Here is a 14,153-nt window from a genome sequence, read left to right on the forward strand (position 1 = left end):
AGTCAATGAACCCACGAACCAATGAACTCATGAACTCATGAACTCACGAACCCACGAGTCAACGAACCCACGAGCCAAGGAACCCACGAACCCACGAACCCACGAGTCAACGAACTCACGAACCCACGAACCCACGAACCCACGAACCCACGAACCCACGAGCCAATGAACCCACGAACCCACGAGTCAATGAACCCACGAACCAATGAACTCATGAACTCACGAACTCACGAACCCACGAGCCAATGAACCCACGAACCCACGAACCCACGAACCCACGAGTCAACGAACCCACGTATCTCATAACTCGTACACAAGTAATCTCGGGTTGTTATTTAGATCTTCCCTGAGGCTTCCGGACTCAGAAGACGCTATTTGCCCATTTAAAGCCTTTTGGGCATAGTTTCGGACCCCAGTGCAGCTATTCGACCCAAACGGGAACCTTTAGTGTGTTTTTCATGCCAATAGCGACTATGGAGTCCGATCGCACGCCAAAAGTCGGATATTCGAGCGTATAGAGTCATCTGGGTCCGATAGCGCGGAATCCTAGGCGTCCCCTGAGACGTGCGGACTCAGAAGACGCTATTAGCCCATTTAAAGCCTTTTGGGCATAGTTTCGGACCCCAGTGCAGCTATTCGACCCAAACGGGAACCTTTAGTGTGTTTTTCATGCCAATAGCGACTATGGAGTCCGATCGCACGCCAAAAGTCGGATATTCGAGCGTATAGAGTCATCTGGGTCCGATAGCGCGGAATCCTAGGCGTCTCCTGAGGCGTGCGGACTTAGGGGACGCTATTTGCGAATTTACAGCCAGTTTGGCAGAGTTGCGGACCCCAGTGCAGCTATTCGACCAAAACGGGAACCTTTAGTGTGTTTTTCATGCCAATAGCGACTATGGAGTCCGATCGCACGCCAAAAGTCGGATAATCGAGCGTATAGAGTCATCTAAGTCCGACAGCACGCCAAATATCGGATAATCCAGCGTATAAGGTCAGCTGAGTCCGATAGCGCCGAATCCTACTGATGCCCGAGGCTTACAGGTCCCGAAGTCGGATATAGCTACGTTTAAAGCCGGCTGATTCCGTAAGTTGTCCGTGAATTGCTTCGAGCTGCTCCTATGCGCGAATATCATCGAATCAAACGACGCTTGGAGTTTGGAACCAGCAACGCAGCAATGGTGAAGATCCAAAAGACAAGGGCACCCCACCCGCCACAAATTGGCTGCTGGAACCACCCCATAAAAAAGGGACTGCTCACAGCCACTCATGGCCGTGAAACAGTCCCTTTTTAAGTTACTTTAAACCTATTCTACCGACACCGCGGAAGAGTCTGTAGCATCTGCCAGCATCTGGCGAAGAACAGTCTGCAGGATACCGCCGTTGCGATAGTAATCAATATCGACTGTACTGTCGAGTCGTGCAATGACAGGGAAATCGAATTGTGTGCCGTCTTCACGGGTAGCCGTGACAGTTAGCTCTTGACTTGGTGCCACGTTGTTATCGAGACCAGTAATATTGAAGGTCTCGCGTCCGGTCAGTCCCAAGCTGCTCCAGCCGTGGCCTTCTTGGAATTGAAGTGGGAGTACACCCATACCGACCAGATTGCTGCGGTGAATCCGCTCAAAGCTTTCAGCGATAACTGCTTTAACGCCAAGCAGAAGCGTACCCTTAGCTGCCCAGTCACGTGAGCTTCCTGTACCGTACTCCTTACCAGCGATGACGATCAGATTTTGTCCAGCATCCTGATAGAGCATGGAAGCATCATAGATGGACATAACCTCGTCGCTTGGCAAGAAGGTAGTAACGCCGCCTTCTGTACCAGGAGCTACTGCGTTACGAATCCGAATGTTAGCGAACGTACCGCGCATCATGACTTCGTGGTTTCCGCGGCGGGAGCCGTAGGAGTTGAAGTCTGCACGTTCTACACCATGATCGCGCAAATATTCGCCAGCAGGACCAGAGGTAGAGATATTACCCGCTGGTGAGATATGGTCGGTTGTCACGGAATCAGCAAGCAGCGCTAGAACGCGTGCATCTTTGATATCCTTGATGTCTCCCAGACCGTCTGCCAGATGTTCGAAGAATGGCGGATTCTGGATGTACGTGGAATTATCATCCCACTCATACAGCTCGCCTTGCGGAACAGGAATCGAATTCCAACGTTCGTTAGCGGTGAATACATTTTCGTATTTGCTACGGAACATCTCCGGACTAAGGGAGAGACCAATGGCTTCACGAATTTCAGCAGTAGTTGGCCAGATATCTTTCAGGAATACTGGCTCACCTTGTGGATCAAATCCAAGTGGCTCAGTCTGCAAATCGATATTTACTGTACCAGCCAGTGCGTAAGCAACTACGAGCGGCGGTGAGGCCAAGTAGTTAGCTTTTACCTGAGCATGTACGCGGCCTTCAAAGTTCCGGTTACCGGAGATGACTGCGGCTACGGTCATGTCATTGTCAGTAATGGCTTGACTAACTTCTTCAGGCAATGGACCGGAGTTACCGATACAAGTGGCACAGCCATAACCAGCCAAGTAGAAGCCTAATGCTTCGAGTGGCTTCAGCAAGTCTGCTTTTTGCAGGTATTCAGTAACCACCAAGGATCCTGGAGTCAAGCTGCTCTTAACGTAATCTGGTTTGGTCAGACCACGTTCCACAGCTTTTTTCGCCAAAAGACCTGCTCCAAGCATAACGCTAGGGTTAGAAGTATTCGTACAGCTAGTAATAGCTGCGATTACGACTGCACCTGTGCTGAGCTTGCTAGTAGTATCGTTTTTGTGCTGTACTTCTACGACTTGAGCGATTTTCTCATCGCTGAGACCATAACCGCCTTTGTCTACAGGTGTACGGATAATGCCTTCGAAATTTTCTTTCATATGCGTAAGTTCGATCCGGTCTTGCGGACGTTTTGGTCCAGCCAAGCTAGGAACGACAGAAGCTAAGTCAAGCTCAATCACATCGCTGAACTCAGGGTCTGGCGTATCCGAGGTACGGAACATCCCTTGCGCTTTGTAATAAGATTCAACCAACGCCACCAGATCATCCGGACGACCCGTGCTGCGAAGATAAGCGAGTGTCTCGTCATCTACAGGGAAGAAACCAATAGTTGCTCCGTATTCTGGCGCCATGTTGGCAACAGTTGCCCGGTCAGCCAGACTGATGTTAGCAAGGCCGGGTCCGTAGAATTCGACGAATTTGCCGACTACGCCCTTTTTACGCAACATTTCAGTTACTGTCAGTGCCAAATCCGTTGCTGTAGCCCCTTCGATAAGGCTGCCTGTAAGCTTGAAGCCCACTACATCAGGTGTAACAAAATAGAGCGGTTGTCCAAGCATTCCTGCTTCAGCCTCAATGCCACCTACACCCCAGCCCACAACACCCAGACCATTGATCATCGTGGTATGGGAGTCCGTTCCTACAAGGGAATCTGGATAAACGACAGTTTCACCATCGATAGTTTTAGTAGTGGCAACGGAAGCTAAATACTCTAGATTTACCTGGTGCACGATACCTGTTGCCGGTGGAACTGCACGGAAGTTGTTAAAAGCTGTCTGTGCCCAACGAAGGAAACGGTAACGCTCCTCGTTGCGTTCGAACTCAACGTTCATATTGTATTCCAAGGCGTCTGCTGTACCGAAAGCATCAACCATGACAGAGTGGTCAATTACAAGGTCAACCGGGACAAGCGGATTGATCTGTTTAGGATCTCCTCCGGCTTTTTTTACAGTATCACGCATAGCTGCGAGATCCACGACTACCGGAACTCCGGTGAAATCCTGAAGCACGATACGAGCAGGGATAAATGGAATTTCTTTATTACGGTCAATGTCACCTGACCAATCGGCCAGTTGTTTCACATGTTCTTCAGTAATTGCCCGTCCGTCAAACTGACGAACAGCAGCCTCTAGTAGGACTTTGATCGAAAAAGGCAGGGAAGAAATAGAGCCCAATCCTTGTTCCTCAAGGGACTTCAGATCATAATAGCGATAAGATTTGCCGCCTGATTCCAGGGTCCGAGCCAATGAAAAATGATCCTTGCTTGGCATATATGCGCCTCCTTGTTTCGTCTAATGAAACCCAATTTCAAATTGCTTCTAGCTTAATTATAACGGTTACAAAGTGGGGAGTAAAGTTTTTTTTCCTACATCTAAAGCCCGAATTATGCCTGAGAAAATGCCAAGCTACCCTTCCATTGTTATATTGTATCGTTTCGGGATATTCTTTTTACCTCAAAAAGAGCCATTAAAAGGAGATAATACGAAGGAATTCACCGGAATCCTTGGTTTTACTTATTTATTAGGGGAAATGCAGGCAGAATTTCTCTTCCTCAGTTATTAGGTGATATGGTCCTCGTTGTCGATGTTTGATTGAGATGTCGTACTTGGGGTTAGAGTTTTTACTTGAAACATCCTTAACTATTCAACCGATCTGTATAGCGGCCTGTTTCCTTTCATATACATAGAACAGCAGTTAAAAGGGAAAGAAGGGGCGCGAGTATAATGGAACAACAGTGGAAGCAAAGTCTTTATGTATATGTTGATCAAGTGAATAAGGCCAGGGTGGAGCCTAAGTCATCATCGCATACCGTTTCCGTGTCCGTTAAGGATCCGCGTTTTCTGGTAGAACAAGGGGAGCGTTCAAGACGTCTTGCTGAGTGGTATAAAGAACGTGGGATAACTCCTTTGCGCGGAGAGACAGGGGTTAAGACTTTGCGGACCGTCCGGCAGACTCCGACCGAGGTAGTAGCAGAGGTTACACTGCATAGTGCGCTTTATTATGAAAAAGGCGGCGTTAACCACCGCGAGGATATTATCGAGCTGGAGCGGCTGACCTTTGTACGGGACGGTGGGGGCTGGGAGATTGCTGGAGTGGAACGAAGTGTCCCTGAAAGAAATACGGTTCATCGGGCAGAGGTAGAGCTATCGGGCAGACTATCCAAATGGGGAGAGGCTTTGCCGGCACCGCTGCCATCACAGCCCCTGCTTAACCGGAATGTTCTCGGAGAAATTGCCGGTTCAAGAGAGGTTCGTTATAACCGTGAAGAAGCTGTGGCGTATGCCGACCGCTGGTGGAAAGACGGCAATCCGGAGTTCGAAACCTTCGAGGTGGACTGCACAAATTATGTCTCCCAATGTCTCTTTGCAGGGGGAGCACCTATCAACTATACTGGTAAAAGAGAAACGGGCTGGTGGTACAAAGGTTACCAAGGCAAACAAGAATGGTGGAGCTATAGCTGGGCTGTATCAGACAGTCTGCAACGCTATTTGAGCGGAAGTCGGAGCAGTGGCTTGCGTGCGGAAGTCATGGAGCGGCCGGAGCAATTGATGCTGGGCGATATCATTCAATATGACTGGGATGGCAACGGGCAGTATCAGCACAGCACAATCGTCACAGCTTTTGATGCAGGAGGCATGCCGCTTGTGAATGCACGTACCGTTAGCAGCCGTCATCGCTATTGGGACTATCGTGATTCCTACGCATGGACTGATCAAACGAAATACCGTTTTTTTCATATTAACGACTACTTATAGTACAGAAAGAGGTTAAGGGAATGGGGAACGCAAAACTAACCGTAGGGCTGGTGTACGGGGGCAAATCAGGAGAACATGAGGTATCGCTACAGACGGCTTTTGCCGTGATGAACTCATTTGATTATGATAAATATGAGATTATACCTTTTTACATTTCAAAACAGGGATTGTGGAAGGTTGGAGAGAAGTTATCAGCGCCTTACAGCCAAGTGGAGCAGCTCAAGCTTGCAGAAGCGACCGAAGATATGGGCACAGCCCTGAACGTGGTATTTAGTGGGTTATCCGGTGCGGACAAAACAGTGGACGTAATGTTCCCGCTGCTGCACGGCACGTATGGTGAGGACGGAACGATTCAAGGGTTGTTCGAAATGGCGAATATTCCTTACATCGGTGCTGGTGTTCTTGCCTCTTCGGCAGGTATGGATAAGGTTGTCATGAAGAAGCTGTTCGCTGATGCCGGCCTGGATCAATGCGAGTATTGTTATTTCAACATCAGCGCTTGGAAAAGAAAACGTCATGAGTTGATTGTTGGTGTAGAGGATAAACTGGGATATCCGGTATTCGTGAAGCCTGCCAATCTAGGCTCAAGTGTAGGTATTTCTAAGGCTGCTGATAAGGATAGTCTTGTAAAAGCAATTGATTTTGCTTTCCGTTATGACACCAAAGTTATTATTGAGGAGTTTGTGGATGCGCGTGAGGTAGAGGTTGGCGTGCTTGGAAATGATGAACCAGAAGCCTCTGTTCCGGGTGAAATCGTTTCTTCTGGTGAATATTATGATTACGCAGCCAAATATACGGACGGCAAATCGCAAATGATGATTCCTGCACCAGTGGATTCTGAAGTGGCCGATCGTTTGCGGGAGTCCGCGATAGTTGCTTTTCGAGCGATTGAGGGCAGTGGAATTACCCGGGCAGACTTCTTCTTGCGAAAATCGGATGGTAAAATTCTAATTAACGAAGTGAACACGATGCCTGGTTTCACTCCTTACAGCATGTATCCGCTATTGTGGCGTGAGACGGGTGTATCTTATAGAGCTCTGTTAGACCGAATGATTGAGTTAGCCTTGGAGCGCTATAATTTTAAACAAGGTCTTAAGTACGACAATGAGTAATAGAAGCTATAGCGGGAATATCCCGACTGGAAGGAGAGAAGAACATGGGTTTTCAAACAGAATTCAACTCCGTCTGCAAATTCAAGAGTGAACAAGAGCTGTACGAGCTGCTGGAATATGGGCGCACCAAAATGGTGAAACAAGGCTTTCGTGTGTATCCAACAGGTCAGAAGGTTATTGCTTACACCCCTGAGAACGTAGCTGTAGCCATTGTCAAAATTTCAGCCTCGATTGCAGAGATTAATTTTCAAGGACATGAGGTTACCGCGGTAGAGATGGAGCTTGTGCGTAAGCTGAATGAAGAAGAGTCCAGAGTGCAGACGGCTTTGGCTGAGGAAATGTTTTTTGGAGCACAGGGATGATTGTCCGCTTCGGATATGTAGCGATGTCCACCGTTATCAAAGACTGCTCCCCATCTAAGACAATGACGATGGCCTCTTTTAAGAAGCTGGATGACCGTGAAGCGGCACTTCGGCGTTTGGAGAACATCGCTAGAATGAATCTGCATAATACGCTGCGGTTGATGAAGCATAATGTGGCTTCGGACATCATGGTGTACCGCCTCACTTCCAAAATCATTCCTCTGGCGACGCATCCGGATTTGCAGGACTGGAATCCGTTTGCGGCGCTCGCCGAGGAATTTGCGGAAGTGGGCCAATATGTGAAAAAGCACGGGCTGCGTGTTTCTTTTCATCCAGATCACTTTACAGTACTTAGTACACCCCGTCCGGAGGTGCTGATAAACTCCGTACGGGATTTGCAGTACCATGTGGACATGCTGGTTGCTATGGGGCTTCCTGCCATGGCGAAGAACAATATCCATATTGGCGGAGCTTATGGGGACAAGCCTGTAGCGGCGAAGCGATTCGAGGAGCATTTCCGCGCGCTGCCGTCAGCGCTGCAGGAGCGTATAACGCTGGAAAATGACGATAAGACATTTACAGCTCCGGAGACACTGGCAGTCAGTCAGAGCGTAGGATTACCGATGGTGCTGGATATTCACCACCAATGGGTGAATAATGAAGGAGAGCTCCCTTGGGAGCTGTGGCCTGACATTTTGAAGACATGGCGAAGCGAGCTAGCACAGAAGGATGTTCCTTCGGGAGAGCTTTTGCCGCCTAAGATTCATGTTTCCAGTCCGCGCAGCCCGTCTGATCCGCGCAGCCATGCGGATGGCGTGGAACCTGCGCCTTTGCTGGCTTTTCTGAAACGTATCGCCGCAGATACGCCTGCTGTCGATGTTATGATTGAGGCGAAACTAAAAGATGGCGCGTTATTTGGATTGATGGAGGCTATGAAGGAGCTGGCTGAGGCTGGTAACGGAATTTCCTTATTAAATGGGGCAAGCGTGAATATTGAACCTTAAACAATGAAAATAAGGAGATAGGTCCCGAATACGGGTCCTATCATGACTTGATATGTAACTTGAAATAGGGTACGTTGAATGAAACTTTAATCGCTTATCGTCTTTATATGGACCTAGGGCATTTATGCTCGCAGGTGAGAATTGGGTCCTCTTTTGGCGGAAGTTTGGGAACTTGGGGAACGTTTTGACGTATTGCACGGTATTGTGAATAGGATTGCTTTAGAATTAAAGCCATTGGCGATTATGTTCAAGAAAGTGGAGTGAAGATATGAGTCCTTTAAATCCAGAGGGTAAGAATGAACGTGAACCCTATGTAGTAACAAGCAAGGGACATACGGCGGTGGCCATTAATGCGGCTGCCAAAGCAGGAGAATGGATAAAGAGCAGACAGGGTCTCGTGAAGGAGCTGAATACAAAGACTTCAGCACAAGATCTGGTTACGGAAGTTGATAAAGGCGTTGAGCAAATGATTCGCAGGCTGATCCTGACACATTTTCCCGACCATGCCATTCTCGGGGAAGAAGGGGTTTCCCCGGGAGCAGCAGCGGCTACCGCTGCATTGGAAGAAGCTCGTGAGCATGAATATTTGTGGATTGTAGATCCTGTAGATGGTACGACTAATTTCGTACACGGATTTCCTTTTTACTGTGTCTCCATAGCATTGGTGATTCGCGGTGAACTAACAGTAGGCGTTATTTATGATCCGACTCGTGATGAAATGTTCGTCGCTGAAAAAGGAAAGGGAGCTTACATGCACGGTGTTCCTACCTCGGTTTCTACGGAGACTGATTTTGGGGACAGCCTGATCGCTATGGGCTTTCCGCCGGATCGTGAGTTTGCACAACCTGTGAATATGGCCGGACTGCAAAGTATTCTTCCGCAGATTCGTGGTATTCGTGCCGGAGGCGCGGCTGCTCTACATTTAGCTTATGTGGCGGCAGGCCGGGTAGATGGCTATTGGGAAGTGGGCTTAAGCCCTTGGGATTGTGCAGCAGGAGTACTGCTTGTACTTGAATCAGGAGGCAAGATTACGGATACCCTAGGACGTTCATATGATATTGGTACACGCCATGTAGTAGCAAGTAATGGCCACATTCACGAATATTTGGTTTCGTCACTGAAGAATGCTGAAGCAACAGGATATAAGCTTTAGGGAGGACGATACAGCATGAGTGAGAAGGATGATTTGGAACGCAAGCTGAGCGAAATGTTGGTAGATGGTGAGATGGAACAAGGCGATCGTACGGCTAAAGAAATCCGGGAAATCTCACCTAAATATGAAATTCGTATTCAGACTACGCTCGATCCTATTGTGGAAGAAACATTGCGTTATCGTAAGATTGGATATGAGCTGGATGACCGGTATGATAAATATCTGGAGCGTGCAGGGCAGAAGTTAGAGTCAGATGAAGATTCAGACAAATAATAGCCAGTGATTTGCGAGGGGCGGTTTCCTGAATATAGGAGGCCGCTCTTTTGCGTTGCTACCCTGGGATGGTAGAATGGAATTAGAACAATTTGGGAGGGATACGATGCTAGGCAATTGGAAAAAAATTTGGGCAGCTGGCATAAGCAGCCTGCTTTTGTTATCTGCGCTGATTAGCGTAGGAGCAGGCACGGCAAATGCGGCTGACACGACTGCAATACAAGACTCTGGGCAGGATGTCTTTCGCATCGTAGCTCTAGGTGATTCCATTACTGCTGGCTACGAGCCAGGAATGACGGACGTGAATACCAAGCCATACGGCTATGCGGAGAGATTGCTTGAGCAGGGCTGGTATCATGGCAGAAGTGCACTTACTAATTATGGTATCCTAGGCCTGACTACGGCCGGATTACGTAATTACACAGGAGCAATCAAGGATGGTTCAGTGATTACTGCTGAAGGAGTTCAGGCAGGTCTCCCAGATCCACGAATAGAGCAGTTCGTGAAGCTAACTCCGCAGATCGCAGCAGAGCTTAAGGAAGCTGATCTGATTACCATTACGATTGGTGGGAATGATGTAAGCAGTCTGTTCTTGCAGTTCAAGGAGCTGACGGATGCGGATTTCCAAACACAGCTGGACCAGCGGTTAGCGGATTATCAAACAAATGTGAAGGCAGTGCTGGAGAATATTCGTGCGGTAAGTCCGCAAGCGACGATTATACTGGCCGATCAATATCAACCTGCCCCTAAGGTCGCGCTTGGTCAAATGTACAACAGACTAATGACGGCAGCGGGCAAATTTACGGAAGCAGCGGATAGTGTAGCTGCAAGCGTAAATCAAGAGGGAGCGAAGGTGCTTGTAGCTCATGTTGCGGCAAAGTTTGCCGGGGTAGAAGGCTCGCTGACACATATTATTGGAGCAGGGCAAACTGATTTTCACCCAACGCAGCTTGGATATGAGACTATTGCTAAGGTTTTCGCGGAGTTACAATGGGGAGAGTATCGTGTTCCTACTGTAGCTACAATGGCTACTGCATCGGTACCGATGTCGATTGTAGTGAAGGGCGTGGAGTTGAATACACCCAATAAGCCTATCCTTAAAAATGGGCAGAATTTTTTGGCGCTGAAAGATATTCTAAATGCCGTGGGCGCAAGCGGGAAGTGGGATAACAAAACCTCCAGCGCTACCATCGTGTATGGCGGAAGAACCGTTGTGATCACCATTGGCTCGAAATTTATTAAGGTGAATGGAGAGAACGTGGCTATTGATACTCCAGCTTTTCTGCAAAAGGTAGGTAAGGAGGACAAAACCTACTTACCCCTTGCCGCTTTGGCGACAGGACTTGGATTCGATGTTAATTACAGCAGCAAACTGCGAACTGCTTTCATAAATCCATAAAGCTGCATACTATACATCATAAGAAATTAAATTAAGCCCGTAAGGAAAAGGTGGATGGAATATTGTCTAGTTCAAAATATAATGCTGAATATATCATCACCATGGATGATATAGTGCGGGAGGGTCATCCCGTACTTCGTACCGTAGCACAACCAGTGGAGCTTCCATTACAGGCGGAAGATCGTGAGGCTTTGCAATGTATGCTTCAATTTCTGAAGAACAGTCAGGACCCGGAGATTTCCGAAGAATATAAGCTGCGCTCTGGCGTAGGTCTGTCGGCGAATCAAATCGGACTGGAGAAGCGTATGTTCGCGATGTATCTTACAGACGAGAGAGGGCGGGCTGTAGAGCATGCTTGGGTTAACCCTAAGATCATAAGCCACTCCTTGTCTATGGTGTACTTACCAGAAAGCGAGGGCTGTCTGTCCGTTGATCGTCCCGTGCATGGCTTTGTACCTCGGTATGAAACCGTGAAGGTGAAGGGTTATGATCTGGAAGGCAAGGAGGTTGTCCTTAAATTTAAGGGCTACCAAGCTATCATCATCCAGCATGAAATAGACCATCTCGATGGGATTATGTTCTATGACCGAATTAACAAGGAGAATCCGTTTAAGCTGCCTCAGGGCGTGGAGATCCGGAACTTATATGAGTAGGAGAGTAACTCTGAATTAAAAAGCGGGCGACCTTACAGCGTAAAGCTGATGGTCGCTTGTTTTTTACCTATCGGCAAGATTATGATATTTCAAATATTTTACAAATCAATCGAAAGGATGTACCCTTACAATTAATGGATTTAAATTAGTAATAAGAGGAGGGCGTTAAATGAACTGGAGCAGAATGCCAATTAGAGGATTCGCCAACGAATATAATGATGAGGTTAAAAAGATTGATGAGCAGATTTTGAGTCTGATTCAGGAACGTAAAGCTATAACAGGCAAGAAACGATTATCCCCTGATAGTAAGCTACTTGAGGAATGGGCAACTAGATTCGAGATGAACACTACTCAGATTGTGCAGCATTTGCACCTTCTGAATGAAGCTGTACCCAGAAGACAATATTGGGAAGAGCCTGGTTTATTGCTGGGAGTGCTTCCGATTGTAAAGCGGACGGTCGTTGAAGAATGTGAATATATACTTACGCATGCTATGCAGTATGAAGCCTTCAGCATAGTTACTGTGGAAATCAAATATTTAAAAGAAGCTGTAGGACATATTCATCTTCGAACGGCTTTAACGCTTGAAGTGGCGGGTGAGAATGAATATGAAGTGCAGCCGCATGGTGGTCATGGAGGTGGAGCGCATACACAAATGCAATTCTTGGTCGCCCCAACGCTGCCGGAGCATCTGGAGGGTGTAGAGTTTTCGCTGGTACCCGGGAGCGAGCAAATGTTAAGACCATTAATGACTGAGATTACGTTGGACAAGCAGGTGGATTTTACATGAGAGCAGTAGAATATTTGGACTTCTAAACGCTGTTAGCGGATGAAATCCGTAGATAAAGTGTATTTGAGCTTTTTGCGGTGTGAGCTACAGAGTTATTAGGGAAAAACTCCCTGAAAATAACCTATATTCTCTGTAAATGAACAGAATTAGGGATTTTCTCCCTAAAAAACGGGGTAAGTTCTTTATTTTCCACTAAATTAGCTAAATTATAGGGAGGATTTCCCCAATTATTAGTTTAATGACCAGAAATCCCTGAATTTAAGGTAAATTTTCCTAAATATCTATCGAAGCTCCCTAACCCTTGTACTTAACACAGAGAAGGTCCGGCGATACCTGTTACGTAGCATAGAGAAATTGACGCTTGAGATCGGCTGGCTTAAGCTTGCCACAAGCTACAGATGCAGACCGTGGATGAGTAAAAATGCAGAGCAGCGATCCTCCAATACAGGAGAAACGCTGCTCTTTTAACATTTGCGGTTTATGGGACTGGGACAGCCCGTTAATCTATTCAGCTTTTTTTTAGCTTATAGAGCACTGCGTTTCAAAACAATCTTATTTCTCAGCCACCATAGCGCGGAAGGATTCTTCAGCTGCGATAAGTGTAGCATCGATATCTGCATCAGTATGTGCTGTGGTCAGGAACCAAGCTTCGTATTTCGAAGGGGCAAGGTTAATGCCACGATTCAGCATATGACGGAAGAAGCTGGCGAACAATTCGCCGTCTGTATCCTGAGCCTCGTCATAATTCGTAACCGGATGGTTACAGAAATGAGTGGAAAACGAACCACGGATGCGGTTGATTGTCAGTGGAATGCCATGACGGTCGGCAGATGCTTGAAGTCCATCGGCGAGGCGGATTGCAAGCCGATCCATTTCTTCGTATACACCCTCTGCACTCAGAACCTCTAAACAAGCAATCCCTGCAGAGATAGACGCAGGATTACCTGCCATTGTGCCAGCTTGATATGCCGGTCCAAGTGGAGCTACCTGTTCCATAACATGCTTGCGGCCGCCGTAAGCGCCGATAGGCAGGCCGCCACCGATGATTTTGCCAAGTGCAGTAAGGTCAGGAGTGATGTCCTCATGATTATCCAGCCCTGCATAGGTTTGTGTAGAACCATAATGGAAGCGGAAGGCAGTAATGACTTCGTCATAAATAACAAGGGAGCCATTATCGTGAGCCAGCTTGCAAAGTCCTTCGAGGAAACCAGGCTTAGGCATCACCATGCCGAAATTTCCTACAATCGGTTCAACCATAACAGCTGCGACATCTTCGCCCCATTTCTCCAGCGCCTCTTTCAGGCTGTCCAGATCATTAAAAGGAACGGTGATTACTTCCTGGGCGATACTGCTTGGAACACCGGCACTGTCTGGAATGCCAAGTGTAGAAGGTCCGGATCCTGCTGCTACGAGCACCAGATCGGAGTGGCCGTGGTAACAGCCGGCGAATTTTACGATTTTGCTGCGTTTTGTATAGGCACGGGCTACACGAATCGTTGTCATAACCGCTTCGGTTCCGGAATTGACGAAACGTACTTTATCCATAGATGGAATGGCTTCCTTTAGCATTTTAGCAAGTTTGATTTCGAGCTGGGTTGGGGTTCCGTAAAGAACACCATTTTCTGCTGCTGTAGTAATTGCTTTGGTAATATGAGGGTGGGCATGGCCGGTAATGATCGGTCCATAGGCTTGGAGATAATCGATATATTCATTGCCGTCTTCATCCCAGAAGTGAGATCCACTGGCGCGTTTCATAAATACGGGTGCTCCGCCGCCAACGGCTTTGAAGGAGCGGGAAGGGCTATTTACACCTCCAACGATATGCTGGAGGGCTTCGTGATAAAGTTGTTCAGATGTGGAACGATTCATAATGTGA

General features: G+C 47.6%; 12 protein-coding genes. 9 read left to right on the forward strand and 3 right to left on the reverse strand.

Annotated elements, in window-relative coordinates; genetic code table 11:
• Positions 1 to 35: 35 nt before the first annotated feature.
• Complete coding sequence (locus tag MKZ16_RS03045) at positions 36 to 215, reverse strand: hypothetical protein (RefSeq protein WP_339204381.1); 180 nt, start codon at positions 213 to 215, stop codon at positions 36 to 38.
• Between the two features lie 1,089 nt (positions 216 to 1,304).
• Positions 1,305 to 4,046, reverse strand: a complete 2,742-nt coding sequence (acnA, locus tag MKZ16_RS03050; RefSeq protein ID WP_076106042.1) for an aconitate hydratase AcnA — start codon at positions 4,044 to 4,046, stop codon at positions 1,305 to 1,307.
• 450 nt (positions 4,047 to 4,496) lie between these two features.
• Between acnA and MKZ16_RS03055 the strand changes: the two genes are divergently transcribed.
• The 9 genes from MKZ16_RS03055 (at position 4,497) to MKZ16_RS03095 (ending at position 12,277) form a co-directional block, all read left to right on the forward strand.
• Positions 4,497 to 5,531, forward strand: a complete 1,035-nt coding sequence (locus tag MKZ16_RS03055) for an amidase domain-containing protein (protein ID WP_036679850.1) — start codon at positions 4,497 to 4,499, stop codon at positions 5,529 to 5,531.
• A gap of 20 nt (positions 5,532 to 5,551) precedes the next feature.
• A complete protein-coding gene (locus tag MKZ16_RS03060; protein ID WP_036679852.1) occupies positions 5,552 to 6,643 on the forward strand; it encodes a D-alanine--D-alanine ligase in 1,092 nt (363 codons plus the stop codon).
• A 44-nt stretch (positions 6,644 to 6,687) separates the two neighbouring features.
• Positions 6,688 to 7,005, forward strand: coding sequence for a hypothetical protein (locus tag MKZ16_RS03065; protein WP_036679853.1), 318 nt, complete (start codon positions 6,688 to 6,690; stop codon positions 7,003 to 7,005).
• A complete protein-coding gene (gene uvsE, locus MKZ16_RS03070) occupies positions 7,002 to 8,009 on the forward strand; it encodes a UV DNA damage repair endonuclease UvsE (protein ID WP_076106044.1) in 1,008 nt (335 codons plus the stop codon). Before MKZ16_RS03065 ends, uvsE begins: the two co-directional genes overlap by 4 nt.
• A gap of 268 nt (positions 8,010 to 8,277) precedes the next feature.
• Positions 8,278 to 9,162 (forward strand): inositol monophosphatase family protein, encoded by an 885-nt coding sequence (locus tag MKZ16_RS03075; RefSeq protein WP_036679857.1) that lies wholly within the window; start codon positions 8,278 to 8,280, stop codon positions 9,160 to 9,162.
• Positions 9,163 to 9,177: 15 nt separating this feature from the next.
• Positions 9,178 to 9,435 carry a hypothetical protein gene (locus tag MKZ16_RS03080; protein WP_036679858.1) on the forward strand — a complete coding sequence of 86 codons (258 nt, stop codon included), beginning with the start codon at positions 9,178 to 9,180 and terminating at the stop codon, positions 9,433 to 9,435.
• Between the two features lie 106 nt (positions 9,436 to 9,541).
• Positions 9,542 to 10,834 (forward strand): stalk domain-containing protein, encoded by a 1,293-nt coding sequence (locus tag MKZ16_RS03085; RefSeq protein ID WP_076106079.1) that lies wholly within the window; start codon positions 9,542 to 9,544, stop codon positions 10,832 to 10,834.
• Between the two features lie 101 nt (positions 10,835 to 10,935).
• Positions 10,936 to 11,487 (forward strand): peptide deformylase, encoded by a 552-nt coding sequence (gene def / locus MKZ16_RS03090; protein WP_036679906.1) that lies wholly within the window; start codon positions 10,936 to 10,938, stop codon positions 11,485 to 11,487.
• Positions 11,488 to 11,656: 169 nt separating this feature from the next.
• A complete protein-coding gene (locus MKZ16_RS03095; RefSeq protein ID WP_076106047.1) occupies positions 11,657 to 12,277 on the forward strand; it encodes a hypothetical protein in 621 nt (206 codons plus the stop codon).
• A gap of 552 nt (positions 12,278 to 12,829) precedes the next feature.
• Here the strand turns inward: MKZ16_RS03095 and MKZ16_RS03100 are convergent.
• Positions 12,830 to 14,146 carry a glutamate-1-semialdehyde 2,1-aminomutase gene (locus MKZ16_RS03100; RefSeq protein WP_038568626.1) on the reverse strand — a complete coding sequence of 439 codons (1,317 nt, stop codon included), beginning with the start codon at positions 14,144 to 14,146 and terminating at the stop codon, positions 12,830 to 12,832.
• Between the last annotated feature and the right edge of the window lie 7 nt (positions 14,147 to 14,153).

The sequence above is a fragment of the Paenibacillus sp. FSL R5-0928 genome (assembly GCF_037970385.1).
In the GTDB taxonomy this organism is placed as follows: domain Bacteria; phylum Bacillota; class Bacilli; order Paenibacillales; family Paenibacillaceae; genus Paenibacillus_AQ; species Paenibacillus_AQ odorifer.

Coding starts and splice junctions, on each gene's coding strand:
- MKZ16_RS03045 (WP_339204381.1), bottom strand. CDS start 215: ATGAGTTCATTGGTTCGTGGGTTCATTGACTCGTGGGTTCGTGGGTTC.
- acnA (WP_076106042.1), bottom strand. CDS start 4,046: ATGCCAAGCAAGGATCATTTTTCATTGGCTCGGACCCTGGAATCAGGC.
- MKZ16_RS03060 (WP_036679852.1), top strand. CDS start 5,552: ATGGGGAACGCAAAACTAACCGTAGGGCTGGTGTACGGGGGCAAATCA.
- MKZ16_RS03065 (WP_036679853.1), top strand. CDS start 6,688: ATGGGTTTTCAAACAGAATTCAACTCCGTCTGCAAATTCAAGAGTGAA.
- uvsE (WP_076106044.1), top strand. CDS start 7,002: ATGATTGTCCGCTTCGGATATGTAGCGATGTCCACCGTTATCAAAGAC.
- MKZ16_RS03075 (WP_036679857.1), top strand. CDS start 8,278: ATGAGTCCTTTAAATCCAGAGGGTAAGAATGAACGTGAACCCTATGTA.
- MKZ16_RS03080 (WP_036679858.1), top strand. CDS start 9,178: ATGAGTGAGAAGGATGATTTGGAACGCAAGCTGAGCGAAATGTTGGTA.
- MKZ16_RS03085 (WP_076106079.1), top strand. CDS start 9,542: ATGCTAGGCAATTGGAAAAAAATTTGGGCAGCTGGCATAAGCAGCCTG.
- def (WP_036679906.1), top strand. CDS start 10,936: ATGGATGATATAGTGCGGGAGGGTCATCCCGTACTTCGTACCGTAGCA.
- MKZ16_RS03095 (WP_076106047.1), top strand. CDS start 11,657: ATGAACTGGAGCAGAATGCCAATTAGAGGATTCGCCAACGAATATAAT.
- MKZ16_RS03100 (WP_038568626.1), bottom strand. CDS start 14,146: ATGAATCGTTCCACATCTGAACAACTTTATCACGAAGCCCTCCAGCAT.